At 44.5% G+C, this 19,458-nt stretch carries 10 protein-coding genes; 6 read left to right on the top strand and 4 right to left on the bottom strand.

The genetic code is table 11. The features are described 5' to 3' along the window. Positions 1-17: 17 nt before the first annotated feature. On the bottom strand, positions 18-623 hold the full coding sequence (locus tag QUB08_RS15075; RefSeq protein ID WP_333225467.1) for a Uma2 family endonuclease: 606 nt from the start codon (positions 621-623) through the stop codon (positions 18-20). A 193-nt stretch (positions 624-816) separates the two neighbouring features. Continuing rightward, positions 817-1,599, bottom strand: coding sequence for a calcium-binding protein (locus QUB08_RS15070; RefSeq protein ID WP_333225465.1), 783 nt, complete (start codon positions 1,597-1,599; stop codon positions 817-819). A 493-nt stretch (positions 1,600-2,092) separates the two neighbouring features. Between QUB08_RS15070 and QUB08_RS15065 the strand changes: the two genes are divergently transcribed. The 3 genes from QUB08_RS15065 (at position 2,093) to QUB08_RS15055 (ending at position 11,005) form a co-directional block, all read left to right on the top strand. Beyond that, entirely contained in the window at positions 2,093-4,477 is a 2,385-nt protein-coding gene (locus QUB08_RS15065) for a GAF domain-containing protein (protein WP_333225464.1), read from the top strand. 302 nt (positions 4,478-4,779) lie between these two features. Further along, complete coding sequence (locus QUB08_RS15060) at positions 4,780-10,296, top strand: protein kinase domain-containing protein (RefSeq protein ID WP_333225463.1); 5,517 nt, start codon at positions 4,780-4,782, stop codon at positions 10,294-10,296. 277 nt (positions 10,297-10,573) lie between these two features. Then, positions 10,574-11,005, top strand: coding sequence for a hypothetical protein (locus tag QUB08_RS15055; protein ID WP_333225462.1), 432 nt, complete (start codon positions 10,574-10,576; stop codon positions 11,003-11,005). A gap of 61 nt (positions 11,006-11,066) precedes the next feature. Here QUB08_RS15055 and QUB08_RS15050 read toward each other — a convergent pair whose 3' ends face one another. Together QUB08_RS15050 and QUB08_RS15045 are read right to left on the bottom strand one after the other, a co-directional pair. Beyond that, complete coding sequence (locus QUB08_RS15050) at positions 11,067-11,489, bottom strand: DCC1-like thiol-disulfide oxidoreductase family protein (protein ID WP_333225460.1); 423 nt, start codon at positions 11,487-11,489, stop codon at positions 11,067-11,069. Positions 11,490-11,531: 42 nt separating this feature from the next. Further along, positions 11,532-14,612: a PAS domain S-box protein gene (locus QUB08_RS15045; RefSeq protein WP_333225459.1), complete on the bottom strand. Its 3,081-nt coding sequence runs from the start codon at positions 14,610-14,612 to the stop codon at positions 11,532-11,534. A 434-nt stretch (positions 14,613-15,046) separates the two neighbouring features. Between QUB08_RS15045 and QUB08_RS15040 the strand changes: the two genes are divergently transcribed. From QUB08_RS15040 to QUB08_RS15030, 3 genes are all read left to right on the top strand, one after another. Beyond that, on the top strand, positions 15,047-16,240 hold the full coding sequence (locus tag QUB08_RS15040; RefSeq protein ID WP_333225458.1) for an NAD(P)/FAD-dependent oxidoreductase: 1,194 nt from the start codon (positions 15,047-15,049) through the stop codon (positions 16,238-16,240). A 205-nt stretch (positions 16,241-16,445) separates the two neighbouring features. Next, positions 16,446-18,359: a S9 family peptidase gene (locus QUB08_RS15035; protein WP_333225456.1), complete on the top strand. Its 1,914-nt coding sequence runs from the start codon at positions 16,446-16,448 to the stop codon at positions 18,357-18,359. A 183-nt stretch (positions 18,360-18,542) separates the two neighbouring features. After that, on the top strand, positions 18,543-19,259 hold the full coding sequence (locus tag QUB08_RS15030) for an HAD family hydrolase (protein ID WP_333225455.1): 717 nt from the start codon (positions 18,543-18,545) through the stop codon (positions 19,257-19,259). Positions 19,260-19,458 lie beyond the last annotated feature (199 nt).

The raw sequence follows: 19,458 nt of genomic DNA, 5'->3' as shown, positions 1-19,458 counted from the left end.
TTTGTATATCTTGTAGGTTAACCAAGTCGAACTGCATCCCGAAACACTTTCAAAGCTTCTTTTTCTTCGGACATTTGCAGGCATCTCCCCAGCAATTCTAGATCCAAATCCGGCAACAGCATACTCCGATAAACGCGATCGTAACCCTCCGAGTTAAGTTGGTAAATCGAAAATACTCCGTCTTCCCAAAACCAAACTTCGGCTACGTTAAATCTGCGGTAGTATTCCAGTTTATTAATAGTTCCGCTAGTAAAAACAACTTCGATCGCCAAATCAGGTGTTTCTCGCTGCCGTCTGTCTTCCCCAAAGTAGTAAGATAAATCTGGTTCCTTGCTGCTGCCTTTTGTTTCCCCTTGGAGTGTAGCGCTACCCGTCGGTCTAAAACTAATATCTTTTTCTAAAAAAAACTGACATAACATTCCTGCCATCAGATATTTAATGGTTTCATGTTCCGGCGAACGTGTCATAATTTCCACATATCCGTCGAGGTAAGACAAGCGAACACTGCGAGTGTACTCTAGCAAGGAATCCAAAGCTTTGAACTGTTCCCAAGTCATTAATAGCGGCAAAATCAACCGCTGTTCCGGGAGTGCAGTTAATTTGGGGTGAGTGGCAATGGTCATATATACTTTCCCAGAGTTTGAATTTGTACTTTTAAATTAGCATAAAAAATATCTAAAGGGATAACTATTTTAATATCAATTCTGCAAAGTACGGTTGCTTAGAGATAGATTTCCCACGATATGTAGGGACACGGCAGTGCCGTATCTCCTACCCGGAACTAGCCCGATCGCCCGTCTAATTCCCTATAAATAACTAAGCCAAAAACTGGAATTGAGAACCATTAATTGCCAATGCAAACGGACTTGCCTGTTCAAATGCACCGACAAGTTCAAAACTGTCCGTATTTAAAACTATCCCGACAATCTGTCCGGTAATAATGTTTTCAATCACCATGTCGTTGATAATTCCGTCGTTATCGTAAGCAATCAAATTGTCGTCTTCAAAGAAAAGGTCTAGTTCTGTTAAACCGTCCGTCAAACCGATGCGATCGCCCTCGTCAAAGTTAAAATCGGTAATGACATCTGCTCCCTCTATACCAAATGCTTCATCGTTGCTTCTGAGGACGAATATGTCACCACCGAGGCCTCCCGTGAGCACGTCAACTCCCCGATCGCCCGCTAAGAAATCGTTGCCCTCATTGCCCTCTAAATCGTCGTCTCCTTGCCCTCCCCGCAGGATATCGTTCCCGAACCCTCCGAAGATAAGGTCATTTCCGGCGTCGCCCCTAACTACGTCGTTGCCATCATTTCCATCCAGGCGATCGTCCTCTTTCCCGCCGTAAATTATGTCATTTCCGCCACCACCACCAATAATATCATTGCCGTTATTTCCTAACAGACGTTCGTTGGAATCCGACGAACCTCCTATAGTATCGTTGCCGTCGAGTCCCCAAACTCCCCAGGGAAAAGACGACAAATTTCCATTCCCTACGTCAATCTCATCGGGTGTAGCGAATCCCAAAAGACGTGGCCCGCCGCCAGCAAATACAGGAAATCCCGTTACATCGCCGATGAGATTGTTAACCGTTAAAGCCATAACTATGTCCTTTCAAAAATCCTGTTAGCTGTATTATATATGTTAATTCTTGCCTTGCCAAATAGCAAGTTATATGGTAATTTCTATCGCAAGTTTATTTGCTAAATTAGTGACCAGCAACCTGTTTGCCAATTGGTAATTACCAATTGGTAATTACCAATTACCAGGGCTACGCCTCATTCAACCCAAACCTGCTATATATCTCGCCTCAGAGTCAAATAGCATTAGTTGCTGACACTATCCGCTACTGTCTACCGCTTATAATGGGTGTTACCCGCCAGGTGGTAAACACGTTAATATCACCTATAACGTCGAGACTGAGAGGTTGTTTGTGAATAAAAGTAAAAGTCCCTGGGCCCATCGTCCGAGAAAAAACCCAGTTTCCGATACCCATACACAAACTTTACAAACAGGATCTAAGCTCTTTACAAAGCCATAATCGCCGATCGCTGATATTCTTTGGCAAAATCCACTGCTTTCAGGTGTTTTACTCATGTCTACTCCTAAATCGTCTTCCCATCAAAACAACAACTCCGTAAAATCACTGCCAGCGACAGATATCGTCCCAACAAAGCAAGACAGTAACAATCTGCCCAGTGAACCAAGTATAGAACAGCTACTGGAAGCTTTGGCCGGCCAAGTACCCAGTCAATCTTCAGAAATTGAACCCTTGAAAACGTGGAAACAAGATTTACAGCGACTGTTTCAATTTCTCGGCGATCGCCGCGTTTTAATCGCAGTAATGCAACCGGGAACTTTTGCCCTGCGGTACGCTAACGCAGCATTTTGTCGCTTGGCAGGTTGGGAGGAAACCTCATTGGCAACTCATTCTATTAACGGTTTGTTTGCAGAAACTGACATCACTCTGCTGGAACTGTTCGAGGATTGGGGTGGCAAAACAGCAGAACAATTGTACCGCCGCCACCTTTTGCACTGGGTATTTAAGCAATATTATCAAATTGACCTTGACGGTTTGCGGGTGCTAGACGAACCTGTCACGGCGAGTGTAAAAAACCCCAAACACCGAGAACCCAAATTTATAGAATTTTGGCTGGGTTCGGAACAGTTAAAAATTACTCGAATTGACTCAAAAATAGATGAATTTGCGGATGTTTCTTTAAGATTAATGCCTGTTGCGGAACGGGAAGCTTGGCTGATGCAGCCGAATCAACTAGAAAATTTAGCCGATCGATTGCAGTTGGATAATTACCGCGTAGAAGGTTTGCTGCTGCTAGAAGGTTTTGATGTCACCGTGCAGGAGCAAATTCGCCGTCTGACTCAGTTATTGATCGATCAAGACTCGATGCTGCAGCCAGACAAATTTGAGAGAATCGATCGGTGTTTGCGATCACTATTCAATGCTGACGGCACTTTGCTGCTGCGGCCCGACGGCGAACAGGTACAGCTATTAGTTGCAAAAGACGGTCAACATTTGCAGCCGATTCTTTATTCAATGCACTCCCTAGAAGCTTCTCACTTTTTGAAGGCCACAGCAGCAAATCAAGTTTGGAATGTGCCAGACTTGCGTAGGGAGTGCGAAACCGAGTGCGATCGAACTTTGCGGAGAATGGGAACTCGATCGATGCTGCTGGTTCCCCTGGTAGTCAAATCCGTCACCCGCGAGGGGTGCGGGCAGCGGGTTTTGGGTGTCGTGGGGCTGTTGTGCGATCGGCCAAACCACTTCAACGGCATTGACGCTAAACACGCCCAAGAACTTATTCCCGCCTTCATTGCAGCCCTGCGGCAAGCCATCCAGGAGCGGTTTACCCACATTCACAACATCCACCCCGCAGTCGAGTGGCGGTTCGCCCAAGAAGCAGAAAGGCGAAGTTGGGGACTACCTCCAGAAACAATCGTATTTGCTGATGTTCATCCGCTGTATGGAATTTCGGATATTCGTGGTTCTAGCGACGAAAGAAATCGAGCCATTCAAACTGATTTGCTCGAACAATTCCGCTTAGGTTTAGTCATAGCTGATGCCGTTTGCCAAACACAAACTACCCACCTCGGCGAGCAATTGCGGCTCGATTTGCTCGACTACATCCAGCATTTAAAACAAAAAGTAACAGTCGATATGGAGGTGCGAGCCGCCGAGTATTTAAACGAGCATTTAGAAGTATATTTTGACTATTTTGTACAGTGCGGGTCCAAGGTTCAGGCAGCCGTTGAAGCTTACCAAGCAGCCTGTGAAAATGAACATAACTGCGTTTACACCGATCGCAACCGCTACGACCAAATGCTGAACTTAATCAGCACCAAACTCCAAGAAACCTGGGCCCGCTGGCAAGAAAAAATGCAGCAAATTTTGCCCCACTACTGCGACATCGAATGCACCGACGGCATAGATCACATGATTTATGTAGGAAAAGCGATCGACCCCAAATTTAGCGAGTTTCACCTGCACAGTTTGCGGTACGAACAACTGCGAGCTATTTGCGATTGCGGCCGCACAGTTTTTCGCCTACAAGCCGAGTCTCAAATCAACATGGAACTCGCACATTTAGTCTTAGTGCAGAATACCACGATCGACATTTTTCATAACGAAAACACCGAAAAAATGTTTGATGTCAAAGGCACTCGCGACATTCGCTACGAACTTGTCAAAAAGCGGATCGAAAAAGCCGTTGACAAAGATGCACAAGAGCGGATTACCCAGTCAGGGATGTTGACTGTCGTTTATTCCACCGAGGAGGAGTGGGAAGAGTATCAGCAATACTTGCGCTACTTGTCTCGCGAAGGTTGGGTAGAACCAAAAGTTCAGACGGGCATGGTAGAATCACAACAAGGAGTTAGCGGTTTAAAATTCGCCCGCGTGCGTATTTTGCCTGAACCGGAATCTATTTCTACTATCTGTGAAGTTACAGTAGTCAGCGATTGAAAACCCCTCCCCAAATCCCGTTAAAAAGCGGGAGTGCGATCGCTCCCATCTCCTGCTGTTTTAGGCGGAGTGCGATCGCTCCCACCCCCCTGCAAAACTGTGCAGCTAAAGCATTCGGGACTCACACACAAGACCAATATTACATTTATGATGTTTGTTGACACCAACGACCAAGCCCACATTTTAACTTAGTGTATATTCCGTGTGATTGGGAATCGCAAAATACACGATCGGAATCACACAAAACCAAGATTAAGTAGTGTTAATCTAATGATAATTAACCCCTGTAATTTATAACTTAAATGATGTTAAACTTATCAGAATACCACATAAATTCTACTCTACACGAAGGCGTCGAAACAATAATCTATCGCGGACAAAAAGCGACAGACGCGCCCCCAGCAATTCTGAAAGTTCTCAAAGCCGAATATCCCTCCCTCGAAGCCATTACCAGACTCAAACACGAATATCAAATCCGCCAAAATTTAGACAGCGAACAAATCGTCAAAGCCATCAGTATCGAAACCTTCGACCACCGATTAGGAATCGTATTAGAAGACTTTGGCGGGGAATCCCTCGCAAAACTGCTGGAAAGAGAGACGTTGAGCCTGCAAGCAAATTTAAACATCCTCATTCAAATAGTCAAAGCCTTACAATACCTGCATTTTCAGCACATTATTCACAAAGACATCAAACCCAGCAACATCATAATTAACTCGCAAACAAAACAAGTAAAAATCACCGACTTTGGCATTGCTACAAAACTCAACAAAGAAAACCCGCAATTTAACAATCCCAACTCAGTCGAAGGCACCTTAGCCTATATGTCACCCGAACAAACCGGGAGAATGAACCGCACCCTCGACTACCGCACAGACTTTTATTCCCTTGGGAGCACATTATATGAAATGCTGACAGGAAAATTGCCTTTCTGCAGCAACGATCCCTTAGAAATAGTTTATAGCCACATCGCAGTTCAACCAATATATCCCCATCAAATCAATTCAGAAATACCTGTCGCCATCTCTGAGATAGTAATGAAATTGATGGCAAAAAATGCCGAAGATAGATATCAAAGTGCGGCCGGATTGCTAGCAGACTTAGAAATTTGTTTGTATCAGTTAGAAACCACCGGACAAATTGCCGACTTCATCCCCGGACGCTTAGATATTCTCAGCCAATTGTTAATACCCCAAAAATTGTACGGTCGCGAAAATCAGGTTAATGAATTGCTAGCAGCATTTGAACGTGTAGGGGCGGGTTCACCCAAATCTTTGGCACCCAACCTAAATACAGAAAAACCCGCCCGCCCCAATGCAGAAACCCTTTCAGCCGCATCTTTTCCACCAAACCAAAATACAGAAAAATTAGCCCATTGCCAAAGCGAATTAATGCTAGTATCAGGCTACTCAGGCATCGGTAAATCAGCCGTAGTCAACGAAGTTAGCAAGCCAATTACCCGGTCAAAAGGTTACTTCATCAGCGGCAAATTTGACCAATTAAAACGCAACATTCCTTATGCCTCATTAATCCAAGCATTTAACTCCTTGCTGCGACAATTGCTAACCGAAAGTGCACTTTCATTAGAAATATGGCGCACTAAAATTTTAACAGCAGTGGGAACAGACGGCCAAGTAATTGCCGACGTAATTCCAAAAGTTGAATTAATCATCGGCAAACAGCCAGAAGTCCCAGAACTCGCCCCCATAGAATCCCAAAATCGATTCAATCGGGTATTCAAAGAATTTATTCGCGTTTTCGCCCAAAAATACCACCCCCTAGTTATCTTTTTAGACGATTTGCAGTGGGCAGATTCAGCAACATTAAAGTTGATGCAAATACTAATAACTGACCCTGACCAGGAATATTTGTTGCTAATCGGTGCTTATCGAGACAATGAAGTTAGTCCGACCCACCCCTTAATTCAGACGGTAGAAGAAATTGAAAAAACTGGTACAAGTGTCAACAATATCGTGTTGCAACCGCTGGATTTAGCAAATGTGACGGAATTAGTCACTGAAACACTTAACACTTGCACAGAAAAAGTAACAAATCTAGCCGATTTAATTTGGAATAAAACGGGCGGCAATCCTTTTTTCTTGACCCAATTACTTCAAGCACTTTATCAAGACTCTCTTTTAAAATTTGAATTTGAGCGCATTACAAATGAGGGAAGTCAAAGTGGCTGGTATTGGAGTCTCGATGAAATCCAAGCCATTGGAATCACCGATAAAAGTGTGGTAGAACTGGTAGCTTCTCGCATTAAAAAGCTGCCCGCACCCACGCAAGAAGTATTGAAGCTAGCAGCTTGCGTGGGAGATAAATTTGCTCTAGATGTGCTGTCACTTGTTAGCGAAAAGTCAGTTAATACTACAGCAACTGAACTTTATTCAGCTTTGCAAGCAGGGTTAATTCTGCCCTTGAGCGATGCTTATCGAATTCCTTTAGTTTTCGATAGAGCCGAATCAATCAATCTCAAGTTAGACACTTCGCGGGTTAGTTACAGATTTTTGCACGATCGCGTCCAGCAAGCCGCCTATTCGCTAATTCCTGAAGACCAAAAGCAATCCACCCATTTAAAAATCGGTCAATTACTGTTACAGAATACTCCCCCCGACAAGCTAGAAGAAAACATCTTTGATATCGTCAATCAATTGAATGTCGGAATTGACACGATTAGCCAGCCAGTCGAAAAGATTGATTTAGCAAGATTAAATTTAACGGCTGGACGCAAGGCAAAAGCCGCGAGTGCTTATGAAGCTGCTGTTAGGTATTTGCGGGTTGCTATGGAATTATTGCCAGCGGATTGTTGGCAAAGCCACTATGACTTAACGTTAGCAATTTACGAGTCAACGGCAGAAGCTGAATACTTAAACATCAACTATGAAGATTCAAAAAATTTGGTTAACATTGTACTGCAAAAAGCTCATAAATTACTGGAGAAAGTGAATGTCTATCAACTTCAAATCCAGTCTTATAACGCTCAAAATAGACTTATAGAAGCACTAAATACAGGACTGGAAGTGCTGAAACTGTTAGGCATTTCTTTTCCTCAAAACCCCAACGCGCTAAATATTGTGGCGGGACTGATGAAGACCAAACTGAGCTTGGGATTGAAACGAATTGAGGATTTAGCTAACTTGCCAGAAATGACAGATCCCAATCAACAATCAGCCATGCGGATTTTATCAGGGATTATCAGCACTGCTGTTCAGGCCAAGCCCCGCCTGGTACCGCTGCTGGCATTTAGGATGGTCAAGCTGTCCATTAAACATGGCAATTCGCCTTATGCAAGTATTGCCTACATTTATTATGCCGTAGTTATGTGCAAGTTAGGGGACATTAGTTTGGCATACCAATTCGGTCAACTGGCAATTAGGCTGTTAGATAAATTTCCCTCCCGTTCAATCAAAAGTAGAGTTTATCCAACATTTGGTTCTTTTATTCACCACTGGAAAGCTTCTGTCAAGTCAGGATTAGGCGAACTAAAAGAAGGTTTTAAAAATGGGATGGAAACTGGAGATTTGGAATTTGCTGGTTATTCTATAGGTGACTATTGCTTCAAAAAAATGTCGATAGGAGAGCCTCTAGATTTGGTGGAGCAGGAGAGTGGTAAATATATGAAACTAATGCAGCAATCTCAACTAGAAATGGCTGTACAGTATCTAAGTATAGGCAGGCAGACAGCCCTCAATTTGCGCGGTCACTCTGTCGAACCGTGCGATTTAGTCGGCGATAACTTTAATGAATTAAAAACGCTCCCCGTTTTAATAGAATCTCAAAGCTTTGTTTTAGTTGGTTTAGTTTATAATGCCAAAACTCAGCTTAATTTTATTTTCAGAAACTACGGGGAAGCCTTAGAAAATTCAAGGTTATTTGAGAAATATGAAGAAGTCGCAGCCGGATTTTATGTAGTTTCCCTGAATAATTTTTACTCCTCTCTCAGTCTTCTCGCTTTGTATCCCCAAGCTGGCAAAGGGGAACAAAAGCAATATCTGGAAAAAGTGCTGCACAACCAAAAGAAGATGAAAAAATGGGCAGTTGATGCTCCGATGAATTATCAACACAAATACGACTTGGTAGCAGCCGAGAAAGCGCGAGTGTTGGGGAAAAATACCGAAGCAATGGATTTGTACGATCGCGCAATTGATGGAGCCGCCAAAAACGGTTACATTCAAGAGGAAGCATTAGCCTATGAATTAGCCGGAGAATTTTATCAAGCTTGGGGTAAAGAGATAGTTTCTCAAGCATATCTGACTAAAGCCTATTATGGATATATCCATTGGGGAGCCATAGCTAAAGTTAAACACTTAGAATCAACCCATCCTTTCTTAGCAGCACAGACGCGCACAATTCCCACCCCAACCCTCGATGTCACCCGCACTGCCACGGGAAATACTACCAGTAGTAGTTTAGGCGATTTCTTAGACTTAGCTACTTTTATTAAGTCGGCAGAAGCCATTAACGGTGAAATTGTTCTAGAAAAATTGTTGACCAAATTAATCAAAATTATTTTAGAAAATGCGGCGGCTCAAAAAGTAGTGCTGCTGCTGCTGAAAAACGATATCCTCTGCATAGAAGCTACTGGCAGTTTTGCGGAGGATAAAGTGACACTTTTACCCTCTATTCCCGTAGAAAATAGTCAAGATGTACCCCTGTCTGTGATTAATTACGTACACCGCAGTCAAAACCATCTGGTTTTAGACAATGCTACTGTCGCGGAACCCTTTAATGTAGATACCTACATTCAGAAATATCAACCCAAATCAATTCTCTGTTTGCCGATTATTTATCAATCTCAGCGGCGCGGAATAATTTATTTAGAAAATGCTTTGACAGTGGGAGCTTTTACAGCAGAGAGAGTAGAAGTATTCAAAGTGTTAATTTCTCAAGTTGCTATTGCTGTAGAAAATGCTGGTTTGTACGCGCGCGAGAAAGAGAAATCTCAACAGTTAGAAAAATCTTTCAATGAACTGCAACAGGCGCAACTGCAACTGATTCAAAGCGAAAAAATGTCGGCTCTCGGCAACTTGATTGCAGGGGTTGCTCACGAAATTAACAATCCGCTTGGTTTTATTGCGGGCAATCTTGATGCTGCTGCTGAGGCGAGCTTAGATTTGATTGATTGCTTACAACTTTACCAAGAAAAATTTCCTAATCCTGGAGATGAATTAGAGGATAAAGCATCGGAGATTGATTTAGAATATTTGATCGAAGATTTGCCAAAAATGCTTTTATCTATGAAATCAGGTACAGAGCGCATCCGCAATATTAGCAAGTCTTTGCGGACTTTTTCCCGCGCTGACAGTGCGAATAAAGTGTCAGCAAATATTCATGAGGGCCTCGACAGCACTTTGATGATTTTACAGTATCGTCTGAAAGCTACAGATACTCGACCCGCGATTAAAATTATCAAAGAATACGGAGATATCCCGCCCGTTAAATGTTATTTTGGGCAACTGAATCAGGTATTTATGAATTTGCTGGCAAATGCGATCGAGTGTTTTGACGAATCCAATCAGGGTCGCACTTACGCTGAAATTGAAGCTTTACCGAATACGATCGCCATTATCACTCAAGTCTCCGAGGATAGCAACAGCGTGGTGATTACCATCAAAGATAACGGCCACGGGATGTCGCCGGAGGTCAAGTCGAAAATATTTGACCATTTATTTACTACCAAAGGAGTAGGAAAAGGTACGGGTTTGGGGCTGTCTATCAGCAGGCAAATTGTGGAAGAAACCCACGGCGGTAAACTAACTTGCAAATCGGTGCTGGGAGAAGGTTCGGAATTTGCGATCGCCCTGCCACTGGATTAAGATTATGGAACTATGGCGTGTTTTAAAACCCGGAGATCCCCCCTAACCCCCCTTAATAAGGTGGGGACAAGAGCCTGCTCAAAGCCAACTCCTACTCCCCTTTTTAAGGGGGATTTAGGGGGAGCGAGACTCGGATAAAAATACCACAACACATATATGAAAATTTGTCAATGCCTAATTGTTTCTGAAAAAGTCCGCTGTTCACAGTCTACATTCGGCAGTATGCAGTTACATTATTAGCTAAATGTAATAACTATATTTGATAGGAGTTTTTCGAGTGAACGCTGCCGAACAAGCCAGAAATATAGAAGTTGCCAGCAAAATTGCTGCGGTTGTTAATTTATTCAAGTCCGAATTCCCGGATGCAAAAGTCGATTTGAAACCTTGGATGAATGACCAGGATACCAGAGAACTTGTAGATCCAGATTCGATCGACATTGGCTTCCATTTCCCCGGTAGAAGTCGCTTGCTGCAAAGCCGCAGCATCTTGATTCAAATCCGATTTTACCAAGATCCGGTGGAAGGATATCGGCGGGCGATCGGAGTTGAGGCCGCCGGTTACGATCATAGCGGTCAGCAGTGGCACTTTTCTACTGTCGAAAATTGGAATTTTCTCGGCCAAACCGAACCTGCGGTGGAGTCGGCGCAAAAACTCAAAGACTTTTGCCAGCAGATATTTGATTTGTTTAATCATTCATTCGGCGATTGAAATCGCTTCTTGTCGAACGAAGTCCACTCCAAGCGGACTAAGAAATAAGCTGGATTTGGTATTAGTCCCGATTGTCGCAATTGCCGATCGACTTACAGCCCACTGGATAAACAGATTTGTAAGTAGTCGATCGCTTGCCAAACAAAGTATAGCGGTTATCGCGGACTTGTTCGTACACGCGATCGCCCATCCACTTCATCCCCGGCATTGCCCGATAAGCAGCCACAAACACCTCGCCAGCAGGAAGTATTCGCCCGATTTCCTCCGCCGCATCGCTGCCCTGCCAGCGCCGTTCCGGGGTGTTGCCATCTATCAAAATCATCCCCATTTCGCAGTCTTCAGACGTAATCCCAAAGCGATTTAATTGCTCTAAATCTTGCATGGAAATATATTCAAAATTCTGGCCTTTATCTAAATTTTCTAGTAACTGCACCAAGGTAACGCAGAGATTGCAATTGCCGTCGTAAATTACGCTATATTTCATTAGTTGACTGTTGACTGTTGACTACTGACTACTGACTACTGACTACTGACTATTCCCCACAGGAATCTCGATCGCAAATTCCGTGCCTTGACCCGGTGCAGAATCACACTTAAGCAGCCCGCCGTGTTTTTCCACTACAATTTGATAGCTGATAGACAGCCCCAAACCTGTACCTTTACCAGGTTCTTTCGTAGTAAAAAACGGATCGAACAGCCTTTTGTGAACATCTATCGGAATCCCCGGCCCGTTATCAGCAATCCGAATCACAATATGAGAAGGATGCCGCATTGAATCATCAGAAACAGCAGAATCTGCTTGCATCAAAGCATCCTGTTCATATTTTACATCCGTACAAATCCGCAGCGTCGGCGAAGGACAATGAGGAATAGGCGCCAGTTGTCCCTCTGCCCACTGTCCAGTCTCCATTGCCTCTTCCAAAGCATCAATTGCATTGCCGATAATATTCATAAAAACCTGATTCAACTGTCCTGCATAACACTGTACGCGGGGCAAATTCCCGAACTCTTTGAGCAGCGTAATTTTTGGATGTCCTGCCGTTTCTTTAAACCTGTGCTGCAAAATCAACAAAGTGCTTTCAATCCCTTCGTGAATATCCACCTGCTTTTGTTCGGCTTCGTCTAATCGCGAAAAATTCTTCAGTGACAGCACAATTTGGCGAATTCGCTCTGCTCCCATTTTCATCGAATTTAACAATTTCGGCAAATCTCTGAGCAGAAAATTCAAATCGATATCATTTATCTCTTGTTGAATTGCCGGTGTTGGGTGCGGGTATTCCTGCTGGTAAAGTTGCAGCATTTTTAGCAAGTCTTTAAAGTAATCGTCAGCGTGCATGACGTTGCCGTAAATAAAGCTAACTGGATTGTTGATTTCGTGAGCAACCCCAGCGACTAATTGCCCCAAACTTACCATTTTTTCATTTTGAACCATCATGCTTTGAGTTTTATGCACGTCCCGCAGGGCTTTTGCCAATTCTTCATTTTTAGTCCTCAATTGACTTTCGGAAAGCCGCACCGCTTCTTCCGCGTGTTTGCGATCGGTAATATCTTTGCGAATTGCTACATATTGATGGGGTTCTCCGCTGGTATTTAAGAAAGGTACAATGGTAGTATCCAACCAAAATAATGTGCCGTCTTTAGCTTGATTTTTCATTTCTCCCCGCCAAACCTTTCCCTGGCGGATGGTTGACCAAAGCTGCTTGAAAAACTCGGCTGAGTGATAGCCAGAATTGACAATTCTGTGGGTTTTGCCTAGCAGTTCTTCTCGGGAGTATTTAAAGAGTTCGCAAAATTGCTCGTTGACATAGGTAATGGCTCCGAATTCGTCGGTATTCGAGACAATTGCCGATTGATCCAAAGCAAATTTTTCAAATTCCAACTCTTGGAGAGTTTGGCGCAATTCTGCTTCTGCTTGTTTGCGATCGCTAATATCGGTAATCATCCGCAATACCCCGGAAAATTCGCCCTCACCGTCGAACATCGGCGTCGCGGACACGATCGCCCACAAGTGAGATCCGTCTTTGCGAGTAAACTTAAAATCGTGGCGTTCGCGAATGCCTTGCCGCCTGCGCTGGACGTAACTTTCTGCTATTTCCCTAGACTCGCAGTCGATAAACTCAAATAGCGATCGCCCCAGCATTTCCTCCACAGTATACCCCAGCATTTCGGCCATCATGCTGTTAGCAAAAGTCGTGATACTTTCGCTGTTAAACATCCAAACGCCCTCCGAAGCCGTCTCGACAATGCAGCGGTAATAATTCTCCCTCTCCCTGACTGTTGCCTCTGCTTGCTTGCGATCCGTAATATCAGTTTGCACCGCAATAAAACCTTCGAGTTCCCCCTTTTCTTGATAAATTGGAGCAATCGAAAGCGCCACCCAATAACCCCTTCCATCCTTTTTGTAATTGTAAATTTCCTGATTAAACGGCACGCCCGCAGCCAAAGCCGATCGCAGTTGAGCAATAGTTAGCGGGTCTGTTTCAGGGCCTTGCAGTACATCACCCGGTTTTTTTCCCTGTATTTCTGCGAGCACATAACCGCTAATCCGAGTAAATCCTTCATTCACCCATTCAATGCAGCCTTGAGCATCAGTAATAATCACACCATTTTGCGTTTTTTGAGCCACAATTGCCAAGCGCGACAATTCTGTTTCATTTTTTTTGCTTTCCGTAATATCTTCAGCAATACCCAGAATGTACTTAGGCGCGCCAGACTCGTCAAATAAAGGAACTTTTTTCGTGTGCAAAATCCGCTTTCCCCCGCGCGGAAGTTTGATAGTTTGTTCGGGCAAATCGACGCCTTTTCTAGTGGCAAGCACTTCTAAATCTTGTGCATGCAAGTAATTGGCATCCTCTGACTTCAACAAGTCAGCAGCATTGTTTAAGAGCACTTCATCCCTGGAATAGCCAAACAATTCTTCGCTAGCAGTATTCCAATAAATAAATTTTTGCTCTACAGCATCTTTAATAAAGACGCTAATCGGCAGATTTTGCAGTACCGCATTCAGAAAATCTTGAGTGTTTCGCAGGTTTTCCTCAGCTCGCTTTCGTTCCGTAATATCCAAAATTACTCCGTCGAGATAAACCACCCGACACAGAGAATTTGCGATCGGCGAAACCGGCGAAACCGGCGAAACCACAGCCGACAACAAGCCCTCAATTTCCCCTTGTCCCTCTTGTCTTCCTCTCGCCTCGTCCGCCTCGCAGCAAACAGCTTTGCCTTTTTCGTAAACCCAGCTAATGCCGCCGTCAGCCCGGACAATGCGGTATTCAAGGATGTACGGAGTTCTAGTTGCTACACTTTTTTTGACAGTAGCATCCACATTTTTGCGGTCTTGAGGATGGATAATGCTTGCCAAGGAACGGACGCGATCGTTGATAAAATCAGAAGAGGGATAGCCTGATATTTCTTGAACCGCCTCGCTCAAAAACGCCATTGTCCGTGTTAATTCCCCGGCGTCCGTATACTCGCAGGTACAGCGGTAGACAGCACCGGGAATATTAGCTACTAAATTTTTATATTTTTCTTCGCTTTTTAACAAAGATGAGCCGTCTTCGTTATTGCGATAGCCGTTCTTAAATTTAGAAGAATTGGAAGAAATTTGCATGGTTTTTTTTCACTTGTGAGTGCGGGGGCAAGTGGTAGAGTAGATAACCCTATAAAAAGTGAATTTAATGTGCGAAATAATTCGTTATAAACTAATATAGTACAAAATTAGTTCTGCGAACCTTCAGAAAATTTGAGGGCGGGTAATAGGTAAAGCTAATCAAGGCTAGAGATGTAGAAAACAGTTCGGAAACGCATTGTCTAACGGATTTAATGGATTTAACGCATTTAACGGATGGATGTTGAGGTTCGAGGGAAACAGAGAAGATTTTCCGACTTTCCCACTCTCCCACTCCCCCCATCTCCCCCTCTCCCCATCTCTCCCACTCCCACTCCCCCACTCTCCCACTCCCACTCTCCCCCTTCCCCACTCCCTCACTCTCGTTAGAATAAGATAAGTTTCCTTGCTACCGTGAGCCCCTCAAACAAAACACCATGACTCAACAACAACCCCGGATTTGCATTCTCGGCGGAGGCTTCGGCGGACTCTACACAGCCCTGCGCTTGAGTCAGTTACCCTTCTCCAAAACCGAAAAACCCGAAATAGTCCTAGTTGACCGTCGCGATCGATTTTTGTTCGTTCCCCTGCTGTACGAACTCCTGACCGGCGAACTCCAAACCTGGGAAATTGCCCCGCCGTTTGCCGAACTATTGGAAAACACAGGTGTGCGCTTTTGTCAAGGTACTGTCTCCAGCATCGATGTGGAGGAAAAGCGAGTGCAGTTGCACGACGGGCCAGAAATTCCGTGCGATCGCCTGGTTTTAGCTTTAGGCGGCAAAACCCCTCTAGATATGGTTAAGGGTGCGGTTGAATACGCTTACTCATTTCGCACCCTCGACGACGCCTACCGCTTAGAAGAAAGACTGCGGTTTTTAGAAGCCAGCAACAAGGACAAAATTCGGGTGGCGATCGTCGGCGCCGGTTATTCGGGAGTAGAATTAGCTTGTAAATTAGCCGATAGACTCGGAGAAAAAGGTCGCGTGCGGTTAGTTGAGCAAAGCGACATGATTCTGCGGACATCACCGGAGTTTAACCGCGAAGCCGCCAGCCAAGCTTTAGAAAAACGGAAAGTGTGGATCGACTTAGAAACAGAAGTAGAGGCGATCGAAGCAGACACAATATCCTTACTTTACAAAGGACAATTAGACGTTCTCCCCGTAGACATAGTGCTGTGGACAGTAGGAACTCAAGTTAGTCAAGCAGTGCGATCGCTACCCCTCAAACAAAACCGCCGCGGTCAATTAATAGTCAATTCGCAAATGCAAATAATCGACCATCCAGATATATTTGCCTTGGGAGACTTAGCTGAATGTCACGATGCAAATGGTCAAAAAGTCCCCGGAACAGCCCAAACAGCCTTCCAGCAAGCTGACTACACCGCATGGAACATTTGGGCCTCCCTCACTGGCCGCCCATTACTTCCTTTCCGCTATCAGCCGCTAGGAGAAATGATGACATTAGGAATTGACAACGCCACCCTAGCCGGTTTAGGAATTAAACTCGACGGACAACTAGCCCACATTGCTCGCCGCTTAGCTTATCTCTATCGGATGCCAACATTTGACCATCAACTAAAAGTTGGTTTCAATTGGATTAGTAAACCGATTCAGGAGTTGCTTAAAAGTTAATCGATGCTTCTTCAAATAGATCGGCAACAGGCAAGATGCCTGTTCCACAAAAATTAAATGTTCTTGTGGAATGGGCATCTTGCCCGTTCCAAAAAAATTAAATATTCTTGTGGAATGGGCATCTTGCCCGTTCCAAAAAAATTAAATATTCTTGTGGAATGGGCATCTTGCCCGTTCCTATAGAAAATATTAGGTACAATAAAAAATGCAAACTCCTACAATTCAACAGCCAAAAACAGAACTTCCACCGCTAATCGAGCGGGAAATTCTGTTTGGAAACCCCGAAAAAACTAGCCCCAAACTTTCACCAGACGGCAAGTATATCGCCTACATTGCACCCGATGAACACAACGTCTTGCAAGTGCAATTGCGTACCGTCGGTCAATCAGACGATCGCCAACTGACAGCAGATAAAAAACGGGGCATCCGCATCTTTTTCTGGACGTACAGCGGCGAAGAGCTCATTTATCAGCAAGATATTGATGGTGATGAAAAATGGCATTTATTCTCAGTCAATATCCAGTCAAACCTGGTGCGCGACTTGACACCATTTCAAGGTGTTCGATCTCATCTGATTGCCCTTGACCGCAACTTCCCCAATGAAATATTAGTGGGAATGAACATCGGCGATCGGCGCAAACACGACGTTTACCGCATCAACCTCAAAAATGGTGCCGTTGAATTTGACACCGACAACCCAGGTAACATCGTCGGTTGGACTGTTGACGCCCAATTCCAAGTGCGGGCGGCCACAGCCACCACTGCCGATGGCGGATCAGAATTGGTGTTTCGGGAAACTGCCGACAAGTCTTGGGAAAGCCTGCGAAGCTGGGGGCCCGATGAAGAAGGTGGTGCCGTCATGTTCTCAGAAAACGGCAAAATTCTTTACATCATGGGCAATCACGATGCTAATGCCAAACGTTTGATCGCATTAGACTTAGAAACCAAACAAGAAACTGATGTCGCCTCTGACCCAGAATACGATGTCGGCGGCATTGTCGTACACCCCACCAAACGAGAGATTCAGGCGGTTTCCTTCTACAAAGACAAGCAAGAGTGGCAGATTTTAGACCAAAGCATAGCAGAGGATTTTGAGGATCTCGGCAAATTTCGCCCCGGCGAATTCGACCTTACCAGCCGCAACCTCGCCGACACTACTTGGCTAATCGCTTACAGGACAGACGACGGCCCAGTTTACTACTATGTGTACGATCGCACTTCCAAAACTTTCACCTTTCTGTTCAGCAATCAACCCAAACTCGAAGGGCTACCACTATCATCAATGGAACCCATTTCTTACACCGCAAGAGATGGTTTAACCATTCACGGCTACCTGACAAAACCGGTTGGTGTCGCCACACCAGTACCTGCCGTCTTGCTAGTTCACGGTGGCCCCTGGGCACGCGATACCTGGGGTTACAACCCACAAGCCCAATGGCTGGCAAACCGGGGTTACGCCGTTTTGCAAATCAATTTTCGCGGTTCCACCGGCTACGGCAAAGCCTTTCTCAATGCCGGCAATCGCGAATGGGCCGCTAAAATGCACGACGACTTGCTAGATGGGGTAAATTGGCTGGTAGAAACAGGAATTGCCCTACAGGATAAAATTGCAATTATGGGCGGTTCCTACGGTGGTTATGCCGCCTTAGTCGGATTGACTTTTAGTCCCGATGTTTTTGCCTGCGCCGTCGATATTGTCGGGCCAAGCAATTTGATTACACTGCTGCAAACTATTCCCCCTTACTGGGAACCGAGAAAAGCAAGTCTGTATCACCGCGTCGGCAATTTGGAAACAGAACCAGAGTTTCTGAAGTCGATCTCCCCTTTATCTTTTGTCTATCGCATCCAGAAACCTTTACTAATCGCCCAAGGTGCCAACGACCCGCGAGTGAAAGAAGCAGAAAGCGAGCAAATTGTCAATGCCATGAAGCAAGCCGGCAAACCTGTAGAATACGTGCTTTATACAGATGAAGGACACGGATTTGCGCGGCCAGAAAATCGGCTGCACTTTTTTGCGATCGCCGAAGAATTCCTAGCCAAATATTTAGGAGGCAGATTTGAACCTGCGGGCAACATTGCCAATCATTCTGGTGTGGTGAATCCGCAAACAACTAATTAGAAGGAAGAAGGAAAAAGGAAGAACAAAGAAGGAATTACTCAAATCTCTTTTCTCTTCTCTTCTCTTCTCTTCTCTTCTCTTCTCTTCTTTTCCTCTGTGCTCTCTGTGTCCTCTGTGGTTAAATCATTCCGATGCAACCGGATGTGCGATAAGTCCTCTTTCCTCTTCCCTTTTTCTTCTCAAATGACCAAAATTATTTTTCTAGATGCCGCCGGTACACTATTTGATGTTCGCGGTAGCGTCGGCGAAGTCTACGGACAAATAGCCCAGAGGTTTGGAGTAACAGTTAAGAGTGAAGAGTTAAATGCAGCCTTTTTCCAAAGCTTCGCCTCAGCAAGCCCGATGGCATTTCCAGGGATAGAAGCAGCAAAAATTCCCCAATTAGAATTTGAGTGGTGGCAAACAGTTTCCGTAAAAGCATTCCAAATAGCAGGCATTTTCCACCAATTTTCTGACTTTTCCAAATTCTTTGTGGAACTCTACGCTCATTTTGCCACCGCCGAACCTTGGTTTGTCTATCCCGACGTATTGCCAGCATTAAATAAGTGGCAGCAACAAGGAATTGAATTAGCAGTAGTATCGAATTTCGATTCGCGACTTTATGCAGTATTAAAAGCACTAAATTTAGCTGAATATTTCACATCAGTGACAATTTCTACCGAAGTTGGTGCAGCAAAACCCGACTCTCAAATTTTTACCGCAGCTTTGCAAAAGCACAACTGCATTGCCGAGAATGTGTTGCATATCGGCGACAGCTTCAAAGCAGATTATTGTGGTGCTAAAAATGCCGGATTAAACGCAATTTGGTTGAATCGCCAGCAGGAAACAATAGATTCAGGAAAGTGGAATTTAACTGATTCCCAAAAAGTAGAAGAGTTTCCTAGTCTGGATTTTATATAAGTCAGTCCTAGACACACTCCCACAAAAAACCCGGGTTTGCATGAGCCCCGATGCGTCCAGGACTATAAATATGAATTTTATGAGGTTAAGGTTATGATTTTTATGAATTGACTTTGAGAGCTATTTATTGAATAATATGGATAATTTAACCACAGAGAGCGCAGAGGGCGCAGAGGAAGAGAAGAGAGGGGTGATTTAT

The organism is Microcoleus sp. BR0-C5 (assembly GCF_036705045.1).
Taxonomy (GTDB): domain Bacteria; phylum Cyanobacteriota; class Cyanobacteriia; order Cyanobacteriales; family Microcoleaceae; genus Microcoleus.
This window is presented reverse-complemented; position numbering and strand designations above follow the sequence as displayed.

Coding starts and splice junctions, on each gene's coding strand:
- QUB08_RS15075 (WP_333225467.1), bottom strand. CDS start 623: ATGACCATTGCCACTCACCCCAAATTAACTGCACTCCCGGAACAGCGG.
- QUB08_RS15070 (WP_333225465.1), bottom strand. CDS start 1,599: ATGGCTTTAACGGTTAACAATCTCATCGGCGATGTAACGGGATTTCCT.
- QUB08_RS15065 (WP_333225464.1), top strand. CDS start 2,093: ATGTCTACTCCTAAATCGTCTTCCCATCAAAACAACAACTCCGTAAAA.
- QUB08_RS15060 (WP_333225463.1), top strand. CDS start 4,780: ATGATGTTAAACTTATCAGAATACCACATAAATTCTACTCTACACGAA.
- QUB08_RS15050 (WP_333225460.1), bottom strand. CDS start 11,489: ATGAAATATAGCGTAATTTACGACGGCAATTGCAATCTCTGCGTTACC.
- QUB08_RS15045 (WP_333225459.1), bottom strand. CDS start 14,612: ATGCAAATTTCTTCCAATTCTTCTAAATTTAAGAACGGCTATCGCAAT.
- QUB08_RS15040 (WP_333225458.1), top strand. CDS start 15,047: ATGACTCAACAACAACCCCGGATTTGCATTCTCGGCGGAGGCTTCGGC.
- QUB08_RS15035 (WP_333225456.1), top strand. CDS start 16,446: ATGCAAACTCCTACAATTCAACAGCCAAAAACAGAACTTCCACCGCTA.
- QUB08_RS15030 (WP_333225455.1), top strand. CDS start 18,543: ATGACCAAAATTATTTTTCTAGATGCCGCCGGTACACTATTTGATGTT.